At 43.1% G+C, this 17,994-nt stretch carries 13 protein-coding genes, 2 rRNA genes and 1 other annotated feature; all 15 genes read left to right on the forward strand.

All coding sequences use genetic code 11. The features are described 5' to 3' along the window. The first annotated feature begins 55 nt into the window (after positions 1 to 55). The 15 genes from BPOF4_RS00470 to BPOF4_RS00540 all read left to right on the forward strand — a co-directional run bounded on the left by BPOF4_RS00470 (position 56) and on the right by BPOF4_RS00540 (position 17,966). Positions 56 to 2,995, forward strand: a 23S ribosomal RNA gene (locus BPOF4_RS00470). Positions 2,996 to 3,075: 80 nt separating this feature from the next. Then, positions 3,076 to 3,191 (forward strand): 5S ribosomal RNA (rrf, locus tag BPOF4_RS00475). Between the two features lie 513 nt (positions 3,192 to 3,704). After that, positions 3,705 to 4,175, forward strand: coding sequence for a CtsR family transcriptional regulator (locus BPOF4_RS00480; protein WP_012957105.1), 471 nt, complete (start codon positions 3,705 to 3,707; stop codon positions 4,173 to 4,175). A 102-nt stretch (positions 4,176 to 4,277) separates the two neighbouring features. Continuing rightward, positions 4,278 to 4,811 (forward strand): protein-arginine kinase activator protein McsA, encoded by a 534-nt coding sequence (locus BPOF4_RS00485; RefSeq protein ID WP_012957106.1) that lies wholly within the window; start codon positions 4,278 to 4,280, stop codon positions 4,809 to 4,811. A gap of 4 nt (positions 4,812 to 4,815) precedes the next feature. Further along, positions 4,816 to 5,892: a protein-arginine kinase McsB gene (locus tag BPOF4_RS00490; protein WP_012957107.1), complete on the forward strand. Its 1,077-nt coding sequence runs from the start codon at positions 4,816 to 4,818 to the stop codon at positions 5,890 to 5,892. A gap of 17 nt (positions 5,893 to 5,909) precedes the next feature. After that, positions 5,910 to 8,351: an ATP-dependent protease ATP-binding subunit ClpC gene (clpC, locus tag BPOF4_RS00495; RefSeq protein ID WP_012957108.1), complete on the forward strand. Its 2,442-nt coding sequence runs from the start codon at positions 5,910 to 5,912 to the stop codon at positions 8,349 to 8,351. Positions 8,352 to 8,500: 149 nt separating this feature from the next. Further along, on the forward strand, positions 8,501 to 9,877 hold the full coding sequence (gene radA, locus BPOF4_RS00500; protein ID WP_012957109.1) for a DNA repair protein RadA: 1,377 nt from the start codon (positions 8,501 to 8,503) through the stop codon (positions 9,875 to 9,877). A 5-nt stretch (positions 9,878 to 9,882) separates the two neighbouring features. Next, on the forward strand, positions 9,883 to 10,956 hold the full coding sequence (gene disA, locus BPOF4_RS00505; protein ID WP_012957110.1) for a DNA integrity scanning diadenylate cyclase DisA: 1,074 nt from the start codon (positions 9,883 to 9,885) through the stop codon (positions 10,954 to 10,956). Positions 10,957 to 11,102: 146 nt separating this feature from the next. Beyond that, the gene (locus BPOF4_RS00510) at positions 11,103 to 12,191 is read left to right on the forward strand and encodes a PIN/TRAM domain-containing protein (protein ID WP_012957111.1); all 1,089 of its coding nucleotides are present in this window, start codon (positions 11,103 to 11,105) and stop codon (positions 12,189 to 12,191) included. Positions 12,192 to 12,418: 227 nt separating this feature from the next. Next, entirely contained in the window at positions 12,419 to 13,123 is a 705-nt protein-coding gene (ispD, locus tag BPOF4_RS00515; RefSeq protein WP_012957112.1) for a 2-C-methyl-D-erythritol 4-phosphate cytidylyltransferase, read from the forward strand. Position 13,124: 1 nt separating this feature from the next. After that, complete coding sequence (gene ispF / locus BPOF4_RS00520) at positions 13,125 to 13,604, forward strand: 2-C-methyl-D-erythritol 2,4-cyclodiphosphate synthase (RefSeq protein WP_012957113.1); 480 nt, start codon at positions 13,125 to 13,127, stop codon at positions 13,602 to 13,604. Between the two features lie 93 nt (positions 13,605 to 13,697). Next, complete coding sequence (gene gltX, locus BPOF4_RS00525) at positions 13,698 to 15,152, forward strand: glutamate--tRNA ligase (protein WP_012957114.1); 1,455 nt, start codon at positions 13,698 to 13,700, stop codon at positions 15,150 to 15,152. A 5-nt stretch (positions 15,153 to 15,157) separates the two neighbouring features. Then, positions 15,158 to 15,387, forward strand: a binding site (T-box leader). Positions 15,388 to 15,454: 67 nt separating this feature from the next. Continuing rightward, complete coding sequence (cysE, locus tag BPOF4_RS00530) at positions 15,455 to 16,105, forward strand: serine O-acetyltransferase (protein WP_012957115.1); 651 nt, start codon at positions 15,455 to 15,457, stop codon at positions 16,103 to 16,105. Between the two features lie 54 nt (positions 16,106 to 16,159). Beyond that, a complete protein-coding gene (gene cysS, locus BPOF4_RS00535; RefSeq protein ID WP_012957116.1) occupies positions 16,160 to 17,557 on the forward strand; it encodes a cysteine--tRNA ligase in 1,398 nt (465 codons plus the stop codon). Position 17,558: 1 nt separating this feature from the next. After that, positions 17,559 to 17,966, forward strand: coding sequence for a Mini-ribonuclease 3 (locus BPOF4_RS00540; protein WP_012957117.1), 408 nt, complete (start codon positions 17,559 to 17,561; stop codon positions 17,964 to 17,966). Positions 17,967 to 17,994 lie beyond the last annotated feature (28 nt).

Below are 17,994 nucleotides of genomic sequence, written 5' to 3' on the forward strand. Positions count from 1 at the left end.
TAATAGAGAAGATTGAACGAGCATGTCAAGAATTCAACAACCTTTTTTAAATTTTGGTTAAGTTAGAAAGGGCGCACGGTGAATGCCTTGGCACTAGGAGCCGAAGAAGGACGCGACGAACGGCGAAACGCCTCGGGGAGCTGTAAGTGAGCTTTGATCCGAGGATATCCGAATGGGGGAACCCACTATTCGTAATGGAATAGTACCCATACCTGAATACATAGGGTATGAGGAGGCAGACCTGGGGAACTGAAACATCTAAGTACCCAGAGGAAGAGAAAGCAAATGCGATTACCTGAGTAGCGGCGAGCGAAACGGTATCAGCCCAAACCAAGAGGCTTGCCTCTTGGGGTTGTAGGACACTCTATACGGAGTTACAAAGAAATAGGATAGGCGAAGCGATCTGGAAAGGTCCGCGACACAAGGTAACAGCCCTGTAGTCGAAATTCTATTTCCTCCTGAGTGGATCCTGAGTACGGCGGGACACGTGAAACCCCGTCGGAATCCGGGAGGACCATCTCCCAAGGCTAAATACTCCCTAGTGACCGATAGTGAACCAGTACCGTGAGGGAAAGGTGAAAAGCACCCCGGAAGGGGAGTGAAACAGATCCTGAAACCGTGTGCCTACAACTAGTTGGAGCCCGTTAATGGGTGACAGCGTGCCTTTTGTAGAATGAACCGGCGAGTTACGATGTCGTGCAAGGTTAAGCTGATAAGGCGGAGCCGTAGCGAAAGCGAGTCTGAATAGGGCGAATGAGTACGCCGTCGTAGACCCGAAACCGTGTGATCTACCCATGTCCAGGGTGAAGTTCAGGTAACACTGAATGGAGGCCCGAACCCACGCATGTTGAAAAATGCGGGGATGAGGTGTGGGTAGGGGTGAAATGCCAATCGAACTCGGAAATAGCTGGTTCTCCCCGAAATAGCTTTAGGGCTAGCCTCGAGGTTGAGAGTTTTGGAGGTAGAGCACTGATTGGACTAGGGGTCCCCACAGGATTACCGAATTCAGTCAAACTCCGAATGCCAAAAACTTTTACTCGGGAGTCAGACTGCGAGTGCTAAGATCCGTAGTCAAGAGGGAAACAGCCCAGACCATCAGCTAAGGTCCCAAAGTATACGTTAAGTGGAAAAGGATGTGGAGTTGCCCAGACAACCAGGATGTTGGCTTAGAAGCAGCCACCATTTAAAGAGTGCGTAATAGCTCACTGGTCGAGTGACTCTGCGCCGAAAATGTACCGGGGCTAAACGTATCACCGAAGCTATGGATTGACACCTTAGGTGTCAGTGGTAGGGGAGCGTTCTAAGTGCAGCGAAGTCAGATCGTGAGGACTGGTGGAGCGCTTAGAAGTGAGAATGCCGGTATGAGTAGCGAAAAGAGGGGTGAGAATCCCCTCCGTCGAAAGCCCAAGGTTTCCTGAGGAAGGCTCGTCCGCTCAGGGTAAGTCGGGACCTAAGCCGAGGCTGAAAAGCGTAGGCGATGGACAACAGGTTGAAATTCCTGTACCACCTCCTCACCGTTTGAGTAATGGGGGGACGCAGTAAGGTAGGGTAAGCGCACTGATGGATATGTGCGTCCAAGCAATTAGGCTGAGAAGTAGGCAAATCCGCTTCTCGCGAAGGCTGAGTTGTGATGGCGAGGGAAATGTAGTACCGAAGTTCCTGATCCTCCACTGCCAAGAAAAGCCTCTAGCGAGGTGAGAGGTGCCCGTACCGCAAACCGACACAGGTAGGCGAGAAGAGAATTCTAAGACGCTCGGGAGAACTCTCGTTAAGGAACTCGGCAAAATGACCCCGTAACTTCGGGAGAAGGGGTGCTCTGGTAGGGTGTATGCCCGAGAGAGCCGCAGTGAAAAGATCCAAGCGACTGTTTAGCAAAAACACAGGTCTCTGCGAAGCCGCAAGGCGAAGTATAGGGGCTGACACCTGCCCGGTGCTGGAAGGTTAAGAGGAGGGGTTATCCCTTACGGGAGAAGCTCTGAATTGAAGCCCCAGTAAACGGCGGCCGTAACTATAACGGTCCTAAGGTAGCGAAATTCCTTGTCGGGTAAGTTCCGACCCGCACGAATGGTGTAACGACTTGGATACTGTCTCAACGAGAGACCCGGTGAAATTATAGTACCTGTGAAGATGCAGGTTACCCGCGACAGGACGGAAAGACCCCATGGAGCTTTACTGTAGCTTGATATTGGATGTTGGTACAGTTTGTACAGGATAGGTAGGAGCCTTGGAAGTCGGAGCGCCAGCTTCGATGGAGGCGTCGGTGGGATACTACCCTGACTGTGCTGACATTCTAACCTCGAGCCGTGATCCGGTTCAGGGACAGTGTCAGGTGGGCAGTTTGACTGGGGCGGTCGCCTCCTAAACAGTAACGGAGGCGCCCAAAGGTTCCCTCAGAATGGTTGGAAATCATTCGTAGAGTGCAAAGGCAAAAGGGAGCTTGACTGCGAGACCTACAAGTCGAGCAGGGACGAAAGTCGGGCTTAGTGATCCGGTGGTTCCGCATGGAAGGGCCATCGCTCAACGGATAAAAGCTACCCTGGGGATAACAGGCTTATCTCCCCCAAGAGTCCACATCGACGGGGAGGTTTGGCACCTCGATGTCGGCTCATCGCATCCTGGGGCTGAAGTAGGTCCCAAGGGTTGGGCTGTTCGCCCATTAAAGCGGTACGCGAGCTGGGTTCAGAACGTCGTGAGACAGTTCGGTCCCTATCCGTCGCGGGCGTAGGAAATTTGAGAGGAGCTGTCCTTAGTACGAGAGGACCGGGATGGACACACCGCTGGTGTACCAGTTGTTCCGCCAGGAGCATCGCTGGGTAGCTACGTGTGGACGGGATAAGTGCTGAAAGCATCTAAGCATGAAGCCCCCCTCAAGATGAGATTTCCCATGGAGTTAATCCAGTAAGACCCCTTAGAGATGATGAGGTTGATAGGTCTGGTGTGGAAGCATGGCGACATGTGGAGCTGACAGATACTAATCGGTCGAGGACTTATCCAAATTATTCTTGACATATGTGTTTACACATTATCTAGTTTTGAGAGAACCATCTCAAACATTCACTGTAAAGTGAATCATAGTCTGGTGGCGATAGCAAAGAGGTCACACCCGTTCCCATGCCGAACACGGTCGTTAAGCTCTTTTGCGCCGATGGTAGTTGGGGGCTTCCCCCTGTGAGAGTAGGACGTTGCCAGGCACCTAAACCATTCCTTAAAGGAATGGTTTTTTTGTGCATGCATAAGATATAATAAACACCAAACTCAACATAATTACGTCTGACGATGACGCAAATAGCTCTTCGATCAGCGCAATAAACAAGCTTTGGCGCAATTAGCCTCTGAACCTGAACAATTACACGAAACCCCGGCGCAATCCTCCATTCAAACAACGCAATTACTCATTAAATCGGCGCATACCATCCTCCTCAATCCTGCCTCTATCTAAAAAAATCTCGTATATCAGCTACTTTCTAAAATTAAAAAACTTTCAACGGATCTGAATTAATAATAATCATGATTACTCTATTCATATATAGGGAATAGAGAAAGAATTACTTAACCAATTACATATTCCATGTAGAGATTGATGAGTCATTGGCTATACTAGCTTGTGTGACGTCAAATAGTTGCACTTTTACAACAGATTGATTATAATATCTTCAAAGTCAAAGATAGTCAAAGTCAAAATGGGAGAGAGGAGGCGTCTATGATTGAGGAACATATCGGATATTATTGAAAATTACCTTAAGTCAACTTTAATGAAAAGTAAAGATGATTTGCTTGAAATAAAACGAAGCGAATTAGCAAAACAATTTGAATGTGTGCCCTCTCAAATTAATTATGTGATTAGTACTCGTTTCACAATAGAAAAAGGTTATATTGTGGAAAGCAAACGAGGCGGTGGCGGGTACATTCGAATTATTAAAGTGAAGCCTCATGACGATCTAGCTCTCTTCGAACAGGTCATGAATGTAATTGGAACAAAAATTGATCAACAGACAGCAGAAAATGTGATACTGCGGCTTCTAGAAGAAGGGGCTATCTCTAAAAGGGAAGCAAATCTTATGGTAAGTGTAGTAGACCGATCATTATTCCAAACAACGGTCACTCATCGAGATGAAATAAGAGCAAACCTTCTAAAAGCAATGCTCGAAACATTAACTTATAAACAAGACCGTTAATAGAAATTCGTTAGAAGACTTACCTTAATCGATCTTCCTTTAATCGATAACTGTCTAATATCAAACCTGTTTAATATCGAAAAATGAGTGAGGTGTTATGCGATGAAATGCCAAGAATGTGGTGAAAGAGAGGCGACATTGCATTTTACGAAAATTGTTAACGGGAAAAAAGCAGAATTTCATATATGTGAACACTGTGCACGAGAAAAAGGAGAGCACATCCCAGGCTCTAACAGCTTCTCTATCCATCAATTACTATCTGGGCTGCTTCATTTAGATAAACCTATTAATACAAGTCAAGATAAGGTTAATAGACCTAAAGAGCTGGTTTGTCACAATTGCGGAATGAAGTATGAACAGTTCACCCGTACAGGAAGATTTGGCTGTGCGGCCTGCTATAAGAGTTTCGAAGATAAGTTGGACCCTATTCTAAAAAGGGTACATAGTGGAAACCACACTCACTCTGGAAAGATTCCCGTAAGAGTAGGCGGAGGAATTCAGCTTCAACGAGAAATTGACTCATTGAAAGCTCAAATGAAGCAGTACATTGAACGTGAAGAATTTGAGCAGGCAGCAGAGACCCGTGACCAAATTCGAGCGCTTGAAGAACAAAAAAAGAATCAAGGAGAGGGGTGAGAAGATGTCACTCCAGAAATTTATCTCAGAAGCAATTAGTCCTTGGATGAAAAAAGATGGTGCAGATTCGGATATTGTCTTGAGCAGCCGAATAAGATTAGCTAGAAACCTAAAAGAATATAAGTTCCCTTTGTTAGCTACCATGGAAGAATCAAGCGCAGTAGTAAAGCAGGTTAAAGAGTCATTGCTTACAGATGACAACCAAGAGACTGGTCCGCTTGAACTTGTGTTAATGGAAGATTTAAAAGCTAACGAAAAAAGAGTTTTAGTAGAGAAGCACTTGATCAGCCCCAACTTAGCGGAGCAATCAAAACATGGTGCTGTGATCCTAAGTGAAGATGAGTCGGTAAGTATTATGATTAATGAAGAAGATCATCTTCGAATTCAATGTCTTTTTCCTGGGTTTCAGTTAACGAAAGGGTTAGAGGCAGCTAGTAGATTGGATGATTGGATTGAAGAAAGAGTGACCTATGCTTTTGATGAAAAAAGAGGTTATTTAACCAGCTGTCCGACAAATGTTGGGACAGGGTTAAGAGCTTCAGTGATGATGCACCTTCCAGCGCTTGCGATGACACGTCAATTAAATAAAATTTTACCGGCAATTAATCAATTAGGATTAGTTGTTAGAGGAATTTACGGGGAAGGTAGCGAAGCTTTAGGTAACCTATTTCAAGTTTCAAACCAATTAACTCTCGGAAAATCTGAACAAGATATCGTTGAAGACCTGCGAGATGTAGTGATGCAGTTGATTCAACAAGAACGTGCAGCACGAGAAGTGTTAATGCAAAGTTCGAAATTACAGCTAGAAGACAGGGTGTACCGCTCTTATGGGATCCTTTCTTATAGTCGAGTAATTGAATCAAAAGAAGCTACTCAGCGATTGTCTGATGTCAGATTAGGTATTGATGTTGGTCTGCTTGAGAATGTTTCTGCAAATATTTTAAATGAGTTAATGATCCTAACTCAGCCGGGCTTTTTGCAGCAGTACGCAGGCGAAGTGTTATCGCCGGATTTACGAGATGAGCGGCGTGCAACTCTCATCCGTGAACGATTAAAGCTTGAGAACGATACGAACGAATAAACGTGGAGGTGGCGCCAATGATGTTTGGACGTTTAACAGAACGAGCTCAGAAGGTATTAGCATTAGCACAAGAGGAAGCCATTCGATTAGGTCATAATAATATTGGTACAGAGCATGTACTGCTCGGTCTGATCAGAGAAGGAGAAGGAATTGCTGCTAAAGCGTTGCAAGCCCTTGGATTAGGTTCAGAAAAAATCCAAAAAGAAGTAGAGACATTAATCGGAAAAGGCCAAGAAGGGTCTAAAACGATTCATTATACACCCCGTGCCAAAAAGGTAATTGAGCTTTCTATGGATGAAGCGAGAAAGCTTGGACACTCTTATGTCGGTACAGAACATATCCTTTTAGGGTTAATTAGAGAAGGAGAGGGTGTTGCAGCAAGAGTATTAAATAATCTTGGTGTAAGCCTCAATAAAGCACGTCAGCAAGTACTGCAGTTACTAGGCAGCAATGAGGTTGGCAGCTCTTCACAACAAGGAGGAAGTGCTACTCATGCAAACACGCCGACACTTGACAGCTTAGCTCGAGACTTAACTGCTATTGCCCGTGAAGAGTCACTTGACCCTGTTATTGGACGAAGTAAAGAGATTGAGCGTGTAATCCAAGTACTTAGTCGTCGTACAAAAAACAACCCTGTTTTAATCGGGGAGCCTGGTGTTGGTAAAACGGCGATTGCTGAAGGGTTGGCACAAGCTATTGTTGCAAATGAAGTTCCTGAAACACTTCGCAACAAACGTGTGATGACACTCGATATGGGTACGGTAGTAGCTGGTACAAAATATCGTGGTGAATTCGAAGACCGCTTAAAGAAAGTGATGGATGAGATTCGTCAAGCGGGCAATGTCATTTTATTCATTGATGAGCTGCACACATTAATTGGAGCAGGTGGAGCAGAAGGTGCCATTGATGCTTCTAATATCTTAAAGCCTTCACTAGCACGTGGAGAACTTCAATGTATCGGTGCGACAACTCTTGATGAATACCGTAAGTATATTGAAAAAGATGCAGCGCTTGAGCGTCGTTTCCAGCCAATTCAAGTAAATGAGCCGACGCTAGAGGAGTCGATCTTAATCTTAAAAGGTCTCCGTGATCGTTATGAAGCACATCACCGTGTAACAATTACAGATGAGGCGATTGAAGAGTCTGTTAAAATGTCAGATCGCTACATTTCAGATCGTTTCTTACCTGACAAAGCCATTGATTTAATTGACGAGGCTGCATCAAAAGTGAGACTGCGTTCTTACACAGCACCTCCAAACTTAAAAGAGCTTGAAGGCCGTCTTGAGGAAACGCGTAAAGAAAAAGATGCTGCCGTTCAAAGCCAAGAATTTGAAAAAGCGGCTTCTCTTCGTGACACTGAACAGCGTCTGCGTGAAGAGCTTGAAGAAATGAAGAACGAGTGGAAGAAAAAGCAAGGGCAAGAGGATACCGAAGTTGTCGTTGAAGATATTGCCCAAGTCGTTGCTAGCTGGACTGGAATTCCTGTATCAAAGCTAGCTGAGGAAGAAACAGAAAGATTGCTTAAGATGGAGAAAATTCTTCATGAGCGTGTAGTAGGCCAAGAAGAAGCGGTTATATCTATTTCTAAAGCAGTAAGGCGTGCTCGTGCAGGCTTAAAGGACCCTAAACGTCCAATTGGTTCATTTATATTCCTAGGGCCGACTGGTGTTGGTAAAACAGAATTGGCACGTGCAGTAGCCGAGACATTATTTGGAGATGAAGATGCAGTTATTCGTATCGACATGTCTGAGTATATGGAAAAGCACGCAACAAGCCGTTTAGTAGGTTCTCCTCCGGGATATGTAGGACATGAGGACGGCGGACAGTTAACAGAGAAAGTTCGTCGCAAGCCGTACTCTGTAATTCTTTTAGATGAAATTGAAAAAGCTCATCCGGAAGTATTTAATATTTTATTGCAAGTGCTTGAGGATGGACGATTAACAGATTCTAAAGGCCGTACGGTAGACTTCCGCAATACAGCAATCATCATGACATCCAACGTTGGTGCTAGTACGTTAAAACGTAATAAGTATCTTGGGTTTACAACGGAAAGTGAAGGGCAAGAGTATAAAGATATGAAAGGAAAGGTGATGGCTGAGCTTAAACGAAGCTTCCGTCCTGAATTCCTTAACCGTATCGATGAAATTATTGTCTTCCATTCACTAGAGAAAAAGCATGTGCGTGAAATTATCACATTAATGGCAGATCAATTAAAGCAGCGCTTGAAAGAGCAGGGCATTGATTTTGAACTTACTGAGGCTGCAAAAGATAAGATTACTGACCTTGGTTATGATCCCGAGTACGGTGCGCGTCCATTACGCCGTGCGCTTCAAAAGCAAGTAGAAGACCGTCTCTCAGAAGAACTTCTTAAAGGAACGATCTTCAAAGGGCAGAAGGCGATCATTGATGTAAAAGATGATGAGCTTGTTGTAGAAACGCGTGAAAGTGCGCAAGTATAAATAATCGACTAAATTCGGGAAAGAAAAGCCGAGGGACAGACATAATCCCTCGGCTTTTCACCATAGAGATAGTAGTACCTCCTCTTTCACGTTTGTCTCCTTTCTCTGTTACAATAAGAGTAGAAGAAGTAAGGAAGTGAGGAAGGTTAATGGCAAAGAAAAAAACAAAGTTCGTTTGTCAGGAATGCGGCTATGAATCAGCCAAGTGGATGGGGAAATGTCCTGGATGTCAAGGCTGGAACACCATGGTCGAAGAGTTTGAACCAAGTGCCAAACAATCTAGTCGGAGTTATGTCACTTCAGGGGCAGCCCAAGGCACGAAACCGCAAGCGATCACAACCATCGTTAGTGAAACAGAAGCTAGAATGAGCACGACGATGGTCGAGTTAAATCGTGTACTCGGCGGAGGGATTGTACCTGGCTCTCTTGTATTAGTAGGCGGTGACCCCGGAATAGGCAAGTCTACTTTATTACTCCAATTATCAGCGAAGCTCGCTGCTACAAATGAAAAAGTCCTCTATATCTCTGGTGAGGAATCTGTAAAGCAGACCAAACTGCGGGCTGATCGGTTAAATGTATCGTCATCTAACCTTTATGTATTAGCTGAAACGGATCTTAGCTTTATTGAACGAGCTATTGATCAAGTCGAACCCGCCCTCGTCATTATCGATTCCATTCAAACCGTTTACCAAGATGAGATTGCCTCTGCACCAGGAAGTGTGGCACAAGTAAGAGAATGTACTGCAGCCTTTATGAAAATAGCCAAGACACGCGGGATTGCGATCTTTATCGTAGGTCATGTGACCAAACAGGGTTCTATAGCTGGACCGAAGCTTCTTGAACATATGGTCGATTCCGTTTTATATTTCGAAGGCGAGCGTCATCATACATATCGAATTCTTCGTGCTGTGAAAAATCGTTTCGGTTCGACGAATGAGATGGGGATCTTTGAAATGAAGGAATTAGGATTAGAAGAAGTGTTGAATCCTTCTGAGATATTCTTAGAGGAACGCTCAAAAGGAGCAGCAGGATCGATCGTTGTCGCATCAATGGAAGGTACGAGGCCTGTATTAGTCGAACTGCAAGCACTTATTTCTCCAACCAGTTTTGGGAATCCTAGACGAATGGCAACAGGAATTGATCATAACCGTGTATCACTGTTAATGGCTGTTTTAGAAAAGCGTGTAGGTCTCTTGCTGCAGAATCAAGATGCCTACCTTAATGTGGCAGGCGGTGTTCGCTTAGATGAACCTGCTATTGATTTAGCGATTGCATTAAGTATCGCATCTAGCTTCCGTAACCAAGTGACAAGCCCAACAGATGTGGCGATCGGAGAGATTGGATTAACCGGCGAAATACGTAGGGTGTCACGGATTGAACAGCGTGTGAATGAGGCAGCTAAATTAGGGTTTAAGCGTGCTATTATACCTGAGAAGAATCTTGGAGGCTGGAGTGTTCCAAAAGAGATTCAAGTAGTAGGCGTACCAACGTTAGAGCGTGCGCTTGAGGTAGCTTTAGGGAGGTAAGTCGTATGGATGAAAGGAAAAAAGAGGGCTTTATTCAAAGTGTATTAAAACTTGTAGCCCCTGGTACTGCTCTACGTGCAGGAATCGATAATGTACTTCGAGCTAAAACAGGGGGCTTAATTGTTCTTGGTTATAATAATGAGATGATGAATATTGTAGATGGGGGCTTCTTTATTAATTGTGATTTCTCCCCTGCTTACTTATATGAGCTGGCTAAAATGGACGGTGCCATCATTTTAAGCGAGGATGGGAAACGTATTTTGTATGCGAACACTCAGCTTGTTCCTAATAACGGGATTGAATCAAATGAAACAGGAATCCGCCATAGAACAGCCGAGCGTGTAGCAAAACAAACGGGCAACCTTGTTATTTCGATCTCTCAGCGTCGTAATGTTATCACTCTATATCAAGGAGAGAACCGCTATTCTCTTAAAGATATTGGGGTTATCTTAACGAAGGCAAACCAAGCGATTCAAACACTTGAAAAGTATAAAGTGGTTCTTGACCAAGGGATAACAAATTTAGGAGCATTGGAATTTGAACAGCTGGTTACATTCCACGAGGTAACTCAAGTAATTCACCGAGTGCAGATGGTGCTGCGAATTAAAAGAGAGATCTTGAATTACGTCAATGAACTTGGTGATGAGGGCAGATTGATTACTATGCAGTTAAATGAGCTGGTATCAAATATTGAAAAAGAAGCGATTTATCTGCTGAAAGATTATGTGAAGGATAGAAAGCAAGATGAGTTCGATACGTTGCGAGAGCTGACAAAGTCTCAGACAGAAGATCTGCTTGATGAACATGAAATTGTGAAGGTACTCGGTTACGGGAAAAATGTGAATGTTCAAGAACAAGCCGTGTCACCAAGAGGGTACCGGATCCTGCACAGAATCCCAAGACTGCCGCCAGCAATTATTAATAACCTGATTGATAAGTACGGCAATTTATCGAGCATCATGTTTGCGAGTATCGAGGAGCTTGATGAGGTCGAAGGGATCGGAGAAGCACGTGCTAAAATGATAAAAGATGGTCTTCAAAGGATTCAAGAACAGTTGTTTGTAGACCGTCATATCTAAGGATGATTAAGTTATCTGAATTGACAGATTTTTATTCGTTTGTTACGTTTTAAGTAACATTTTATCATGGAATTTTATGTGAAATTAAGTTTGCTAGGTTTCAATTATGGAAACTTGTCTATAATAATTGAAGGAGGTGAAGCTGAATGCTGAGATGGATTGTGCAATTGTTTTTCATTTTAATGGGTGGGACCTTAGGGTTTTTATTTGTTCCTGAACTGATTCAGGTGATCAACTTTGGTGAAACGCCAGCTTGGTTAATGAGTCCTTATGCAGGTGCTGTAATTGGAGCCGTTATTCTTTTTGTTACCACTTTCTGGTTAGCTGACTATATCGTAAATCTTATGAAACTTGTAGAAGAAGCGATTGTCAAAGCTCCTGTTACAGATGTTTTATTTGGCTCGATGGGATTGATTATTGGACTAATTGTTGCGTATTTAATAGGTATTCCTCTAAATGTTATTCAAATCCCTGTCGTAAGTACGATTGTTCCTATCTTTGTAACGATATTCTTAGGGTATTTCGGTTTCCAGATTGGTTTTAAGAAGCGTGATGAATTAATTAATCTGTTCACGCGAAACATAGGAAAAGATAAAAAGAAAGAAGAGGAAGAGCGTGCTAGCGGCAGTCAGCTGAAAATTCTTGATACGAGTGTGATTATTGATGGCCGCATTGCTGATATTTGCAAGACAGGTTTTCTAGAAGGGACTTTAGTGATCCCGGAATTCGTCTTAGAAGAGCTCCAGCATATTGCTGATTCCTCAGATGTATTAAAGCGCAATAGAGGCCGCCGAGGATTAGATATTTTAAATAAAATCCAAAAAGAATTACCGATAAATGTTGAGATCTATGAAGGTGACTTTGAAGAGATTCAAGAGGTTGACAGTAAGCTTGTGAAATTAGCTAAACTTTCTTCAGGTATGGTTGTAACAAATGATTTCAATTTGAATAAAGTTTGTGAACTGCAAGGTGTGTCGGTCTTAAATATTAATGACCTGGCGAATGCTGTTAAACCAGTTGTTCTTCCAGGTGAAGAGTTGAATGTTCAAGTGATTAAAGATGGAAAAGAACAGCATCAAGGCGTCGCTTATTTAGATGACGGCACAATGATTGTCGTAGAAGGTGGACGTGATCATATAGGAAAGAATCTTGATGTGGTGGTCACAAGTGTTCTGCAAACCAGCGCAGGGCGTATGATTTTTGCAAAACCTAAACTGTTAGAAAAAGCTCTGTAAATAAATAGATGAAGCACCTGCCTCTAAGCGTTGATTCAGATGGAAGGTGCTTTTCTTTTTTAGGTTAACTTACTCTTTTTGCTTCATTACGGGTAGGATGGCTGATTAAGCATGGCAAATTTTATGCGTGTATTCTTAAAATCATGATAAAATAAAAGGCAATAAAATGATGCCGCAGCAGTAGTTTTGTCTTTTGTTGCATCGAGGAGAAGTAGAGGTATACAAACATGAACTATAGTGTAGTCATTCCTGCTGCAGGACAAGGGAAAAGAATGCGGGCAGGAAAGAACAAACAATTTATCTTTCTTAAGAATGAGCCGATTATTGTCCATACGCTTCGTGTTTTTATAGAAGACTCATGGTGCAGACGCATTGTTCTTGTAGTTAATAAAGATGATCGCCGCGAAATGGAAAAGTTAACCTCTACCTTTAAGGGAGAGAAGCCGATTGAATTGGTTGATGGAGGTTCAGAGCGGCAGCAAAGTGTAAAATGTGGAATTGATGCTATTTTTGACACAAGGGATGAGGAAAAAGAAGAAATCGTATTAGTTCACGACGGGGCCAGACCTTTTATCAAGCAGGAAGTCATTCACCGGCTTGTGCAAGCAGCGGCAATTGATAAGGCTGCAACCGTAGCTGTACCTATGAAAGATACGGTGAAAAGAGTAAGAGATATGACAGTGGTGGAGACGATGGACCGCTCTGAACTATGGTCGATTCAAACACCGCAAGCTTTTCAGCTAGTTACCATAAAAGAAGCGCATGATAAGGCAGAGGATGCCAATCAATTAGGTACAGATGATGCGAGCCTTATTGAATGGGCAGGCAGGTCAGTGACGATTGTTGAAGGCGATTATACAAATATAAAGCTTACCACCCCTGAAGATCTGCTTTTTGCAGAAGCGATATTGGCACATAAGGAGAGAGTATAGGATGATTCGAATAGGACAAGGATATGATGTGCATCAATTAGTAGAAGGAAGACCTCTCATTATCGGCGGAATCACAATCCCGTATGAGAAAGGTTTGCTTGGTCATTCTGATGCAGATGTGCTGCTTCACACCATTGCGGATGCTGTTCTTGGAGCAGTGGCTGAAGGTGATATCGGCAAACATTTTCCAGATACTGACCCTGAGTTTAAAGATGCAGATTCAGCGAAACTTTTAACTCATGTATGGGGAATTGTAAAGGAGAAGGGGTATGAATTAGGCAATATTGATTGCACGATCATTGCCCAAAAACCAAAAATGGCTCCTCATATAAATGAGATGAGACAGCGCATTGCGGAGCTTCTTGAAGCAGATATCAGCCAAGTTAACGTGAAAGCCACAACTACCGAGAAGCTTGGTTTCACAGGCCGCGGCGAAGGTATTGCTTCACTAGCAACGGTGCTTTTGACAAAGTCATCTTAATTCTTTTAGGCAAGTCTAAAAAGAGTGACGCAGGATTATAGGAACAATGCTACAATAAAAAGCATACTATTTTAGAAATGGAAGGTGCATGAAATGGGTAGTGAAGTGAGAGTACGTTTTGCTCCTAGTCCGACGGGGCATTTACATATTGGTGGTGCCCGCTCGGCATTATTTAATTATTTATTTGCAAAAAGCCAAGGCGGAAAGTTTATCCTTCGCATTGAGGATACAGATCAAGCCCGCAATGTAGAGACTGCGACAGAAAAATTAATGGACAGTTTGAAGTGGCTTGGAATTGAGTGGGATGAGAGTGTTGACGTAGGAGGCGAATATGGTCCTTACAGTTGTATGGAGCGTATTGACCTATACAAAGAATATATTCAAAAGCTTATTGATGAAGGCAAAGCGTACTACTGCTATATGACGGAAAGCGAGTTAGAAGCAGAGCGTGAAGAGCAGCTTGCACGTGGCGAAACGCCTAAATACAGCGGTCGTGATCGTAACTTGACTGAAAGTGAACGCAAAGCTTACGAAGAAAAGGGCCTCAAGCCTGTTGTTCGTTTCCGCGTGCCTGAGGGTCAGGATATTGTGATCGATGATGCGGTAAGAGGGAAAGTAACATTTGAGTCTGACGGCATTGGTGATTTCGTTATTGCAAGAAAAGACGGCGTGCCGATGTATAACTTTGCTGTGACAGTTGATGATCATTTAATGAAAATCACACATGTCATTCGTGGTGAGGAGCATTTATCTAATACACCGCGCCAAGTAATGCTTTATCAAGCATTTGGCTGGGAAACTCCTCGTTTTGCTCATGCATCATTAATTTTAAATCCTAATCGTCAGAAGATGAGTAAGCGTGATGAGTCGATTATTCAATTTGTGGAACAATATAAAGAGCTTGGTTACATGCCGGAAGCCATTGTGAACTTCCTATCATTACTTGGCTGGTCACCAGTCGGAGAAGAAGAGATCTTCTCTATGAAAGAGCTAGGAGAGCAATTTTCGCTTGACCGTGTAGCAAAGGCTCCTGCTGTATTTGACACAGATAAGCTGACGTGGATGAATAACCAGTATATTAAAGAAGCAGAGCTAGAGAGAGTTCTTGAGCTGACCATTCCTCATCTAGAGAAAGCAGGAAGACTGCCTGAAGATATGAATGAAGAGCGTCTTGAGTGGACAAAACGCTTAGTAAGCCTGCATCAAGAAAAACTCCATTACGGGGCAGAAATTGTTGAGTTAACAGAGTTGTTCTTTAAGGCAGAAATTGATTATAATGAAGAAGCGCAAAACGTACTCGATGAAGAGCAAGTACCTGAAGTGCTGAAGCATTTCTTAAGTGAACTTGAAGAGCTTGACACATTTGAAGCTGCAGAGATTAAGGCTGCTATTAAGTCGACTCAAAAAGCGACAGGCCAAAAAGGCAAGAATCTCTTCATGCCAATCCGTGTAGCAACAACCGGCCAGACGCATGGTCCAGATCTTTTAGTATCAATTGAACTTCTAGGCAAAGCAGTCGTGACAGCTCGCCTTAAAAGTCTTTTATAAATAGTGTTATCGTGTTGAGAGGGAAAAGTAAGGAATATAATTGCTTTTTAGAGAGAACCATCATCGGCTGAAAGTGGTTTAAGCAATGATTTCTGAACATGCACCCTTGAGCCTTTCTCTGAATCACTCCGGTTTAGTAGGGGAAAGCGAGTGGCGTCGTTATATGCCATAGAGATAGTATGAGGGATGCTCCCTTTTACTAAAACAGAGTGGAACCGCGCTAGGCGCCTCTGTGCATATGCTGCACAGGGGCGTTTTTATATTTAAAAAAAGAGATAATTTTCAAAGGGGGAGGAGAAGCGATGAGAAAAATCATACGAACGCTCATGAATGATGTAGATGTGGTGTTTAGTCAGGACCCTGCTGCTAGAAGTCGGGTAGAAGTGATTTTTACCTACTCAGGAGTTCATGCGATCTGGTCACACCGGCTCGCTCATTGGATGTGGAAAAAGAAGTTTTACTTCTTAGCAAGATTGCAATCACAAATTAGTCGCTTTTTCACCGGAATTGAAATTCATCCTGGAGCAGTCATTGGCCAAAGGTTATTTATTGATCACGGCGTGGGTGTTGTCATTGGGGAGACTTGTGAGATCGGGGATAATGTGACGATTTACCAAGGTGTAACATTAGGTGGAACAGGGAAGGAAAAAGGCAAGCGCCACCCGACTATAGCAGATGGTGTATTGATTGCCTCTGGTGCTAAAGTGTTAGGATCATTTTTAATTGGAGAGAATGCTCGTATAGGAGCAGGTTCGGTTGTATTAAAGCCTGTACCTCCTAATTCCACCGTAGTAGGGATACCAGGAAAGATTGTTATTCAAGATGGAGTAAAAGTAGAACACGGCCTAAACCATCACCTATTACCAGATCCTATTGCCGATAAATTAAAAGAGTTAGAAGATGAGGTTCGCGATCTGCGTAAGCAGCTAGAAGAACAAAGACAATCAAAATAGTAATTAACGATTAATAAAACTAATGAATGATTAAAAGTTGAAGGAGTCGATCATATGGCGATTCAGCTATATAACAGCTTAACAAAGAAAAAAGAAACATTTGTACCGATGGAAGAGGGGAAAGTTAAGATGTATGTGTGCGGGCCTACCGTGTATAACTACATCCATATTGGCAATGCAAGACCGCCGATTGTCTATGATATGGTCAGACGTTATTTAGAATATCGCGGGTATGAGGTAGAATTTATCTCTAATTTCACAGATGTAGATGATAAAATCATCCGGGCTGCTCACGAACTTGGAGAAGACGTATTTGCTGTGGCGAATCGTTTCATTGAAGAATACCACAATGATACGTGCGCACTCGGAGTCAAAAAGGCTAATAAACACCCTCGTGTAACAGAGACGATTCCGGAAATTATTGAATTTGTAGCTAAGTTAATTGAAAAAGAATACGCTTATGAGTCGGGGGGAGATGTTTATTTCCGCACAAAGAAATTTGAAGGCTACGGCAAGCTATCTTCTCAATCGATAGATGACCTTCGCTCTGGTGCGAGAATTGAAGTAGATGAGCGAAAAGAAGACCCGCTTGATTTTGTATTGTGGAAAGCGGCTAAAGAAGGAGAAGTTTCTTGGGAGAGTCCGTGGGGTGATGGTCGTCCAGGCTGGCATATCGAATGTTCTGCGATGGTGAAGAAATATTTAGGCGATACGATCGATATTCATGCCGGCGGAAAAGATTTATCTTTCCCTCATCACGAAAATGAAATCGCCCAATCGGAAGCTTTAACTGGAAAAACGATGGCAAATTACTGGATGCACAATGGATTTATTAATATAAATAACGAAAAAATGTCGAAATCACTCGGTAATTTTGTTTTAGCACATGATATTATTCGACAGCATTCTGCAGAAGTCGTACGTTTCTTTATGCTGACTGCTCACTATCGCAGCCCGATTAATTTCAGCGACGAACTGCTAGATGGAGCTAAGAATGGATTAGAGCGTCTTCGCACAGCTGTTTCAAGTTTAGAGCACCGCTTAGGAGAATCGGCTGATTACGGAGAGAAAGCAGAATGGTTAACGAAAATCTCGCAGCTGAAAGAAGCGTTTATTAAGGAAATGGATGATGATTTTAATAGCGCAAACGGCATTGCGGTAATGTTTGACCTTGCTAAAGAGGCGAATCGATACTTGCGTGAAGAACAAACATCTAAAGAAGTCTTGCATGCATTCATCGATTTATTTGATGAGTTAGCAGATGTACTAGGGATTGTGGTCCGTACCCAAGCAGAACTTTTAGATACAGAAATAGAAGCCTTGATTGAAGAGCGAAATGAAACTCGCAGGTCGCGTAACTTTAAGCGTGCAGATGAAATTCGTGATCAGCTGAAGGATCAAGGTATTTTGCTTGAAGACACTGCGCAAGGTGTTAGGTGGAAACGAGGTTAAGATGAAATTAATAGAACCGAATACAGATTTAACACAGCTTAATGCATTAGCGCTTGCCTATATGGGCGACTCGGTATTAGATATGTATATTCGTTACTATCTTATTGCGCAAGGTAAAGTAAGGCCGCATCGGCTGCACGTAGAAGCGACGCGCTTTGTATCAGCTAAAGCACAAGCAAAAGTGGTTTACTCATTATTAGATGAAGAATTTTTTACAACGGAAGAAGAGGCCGTGCTAAAGCGCGGCCGCAATGCAAAGTCAGGCTCGATCCCAAAGAATACCGATGCTAATACGTATCGCTATTCTACCGGATTTGAGGCTGTGCTTGGCTATCTTTATTTACAAGGTGAAAATGCACGATTAGATCAAGTGATGGAAAAGGTCGTTGCTATATTGGATGAAAAATAAATAATAAAAGTAAATGGAAGGAGGCGTG

Source organism: Alkalihalophilus pseudofirmus OF4 (assembly GCF_000005825.2).
Taxonomy (GTDB): Bacteria; Bacillota; Bacilli; order Bacillales; family Bacillaceae_D; genus Alkalihalophilus; species Alkalihalophilus pseudofirmus.

What these genes read in the sequence shown, in the direction of transcription:
- ispF (WP_012957113.1), top strand. Translation starts at nt 13,125, where the DNA reads ATGATTCGAATAGGACAAGGATATGATGTGCATCAATTAGTAGAAGGA.
- clpC (WP_012957108.1), top strand. Translation starts at nt 5,910, where the DNA reads ATGATGTTTGGACGTTTAACAGAACGAGCTCAGAAGGTATTAGCATTA.
- disA (WP_012957110.1), top strand. Translation starts at nt 9,883, where the DNA reads ATGGATGAAAGGAAAAAAGAGGGCTTTATTCAAAGTGTATTAAAACTT.
- cysS (WP_012957116.1), top strand. Translation starts at nt 16,160, where the DNA reads ATGGCGATTCAGCTATATAACAGCTTAACAAAGAAAAAAGAAACATTT.
- BPOF4_RS00510 (WP_012957111.1), top strand. Translation starts at nt 11,103, where the DNA reads ATGCTGAGATGGATTGTGCAATTGTTTTTCATTTTAATGGGTGGGACC.
- ispD (WP_012957112.1), top strand. Translation starts at nt 12,419, where the DNA reads ATGAACTATAGTGTAGTCATTCCTGCTGCAGGACAAGGGAAAAGAATG.
- radA (WP_012957109.1), top strand. Translation starts at nt 8,501, where the DNA reads ATGGCAAAGAAAAAAACAAAGTTCGTTTGTCAGGAATGCGGCTATGAA.
- gltX (WP_012957114.1), top strand. Translation starts at nt 13,698, where the DNA reads ATGGGTAGTGAAGTGAGAGTACGTTTTGCTCCTAGTCCGACGGGGCAT.
- BPOF4_RS00540 (WP_012957117.1), top strand. Translation starts at nt 17,559, where the DNA reads ATGAAATTAATAGAACCGAATACAGATTTAACACAGCTTAATGCATTA.
- cysE (WP_012957115.1), top strand. Translation starts at nt 15,455, where the DNA reads ATGAGAAAAATCATACGAACGCTCATGAATGATGTAGATGTGGTGTTT.
- BPOF4_RS00485 (WP_012957106.1), top strand. Translation starts at nt 4,278, where the DNA reads ATGAAATGCCAAGAATGTGGTGAAAGAGAGGCGACATTGCATTTTACG.
- BPOF4_RS00490 (WP_012957107.1), top strand. Translation starts at nt 4,816, where the DNA reads ATGTCACTCCAGAAATTTATCTCAGAAGCAATTAGTCCTTGGATGAAA.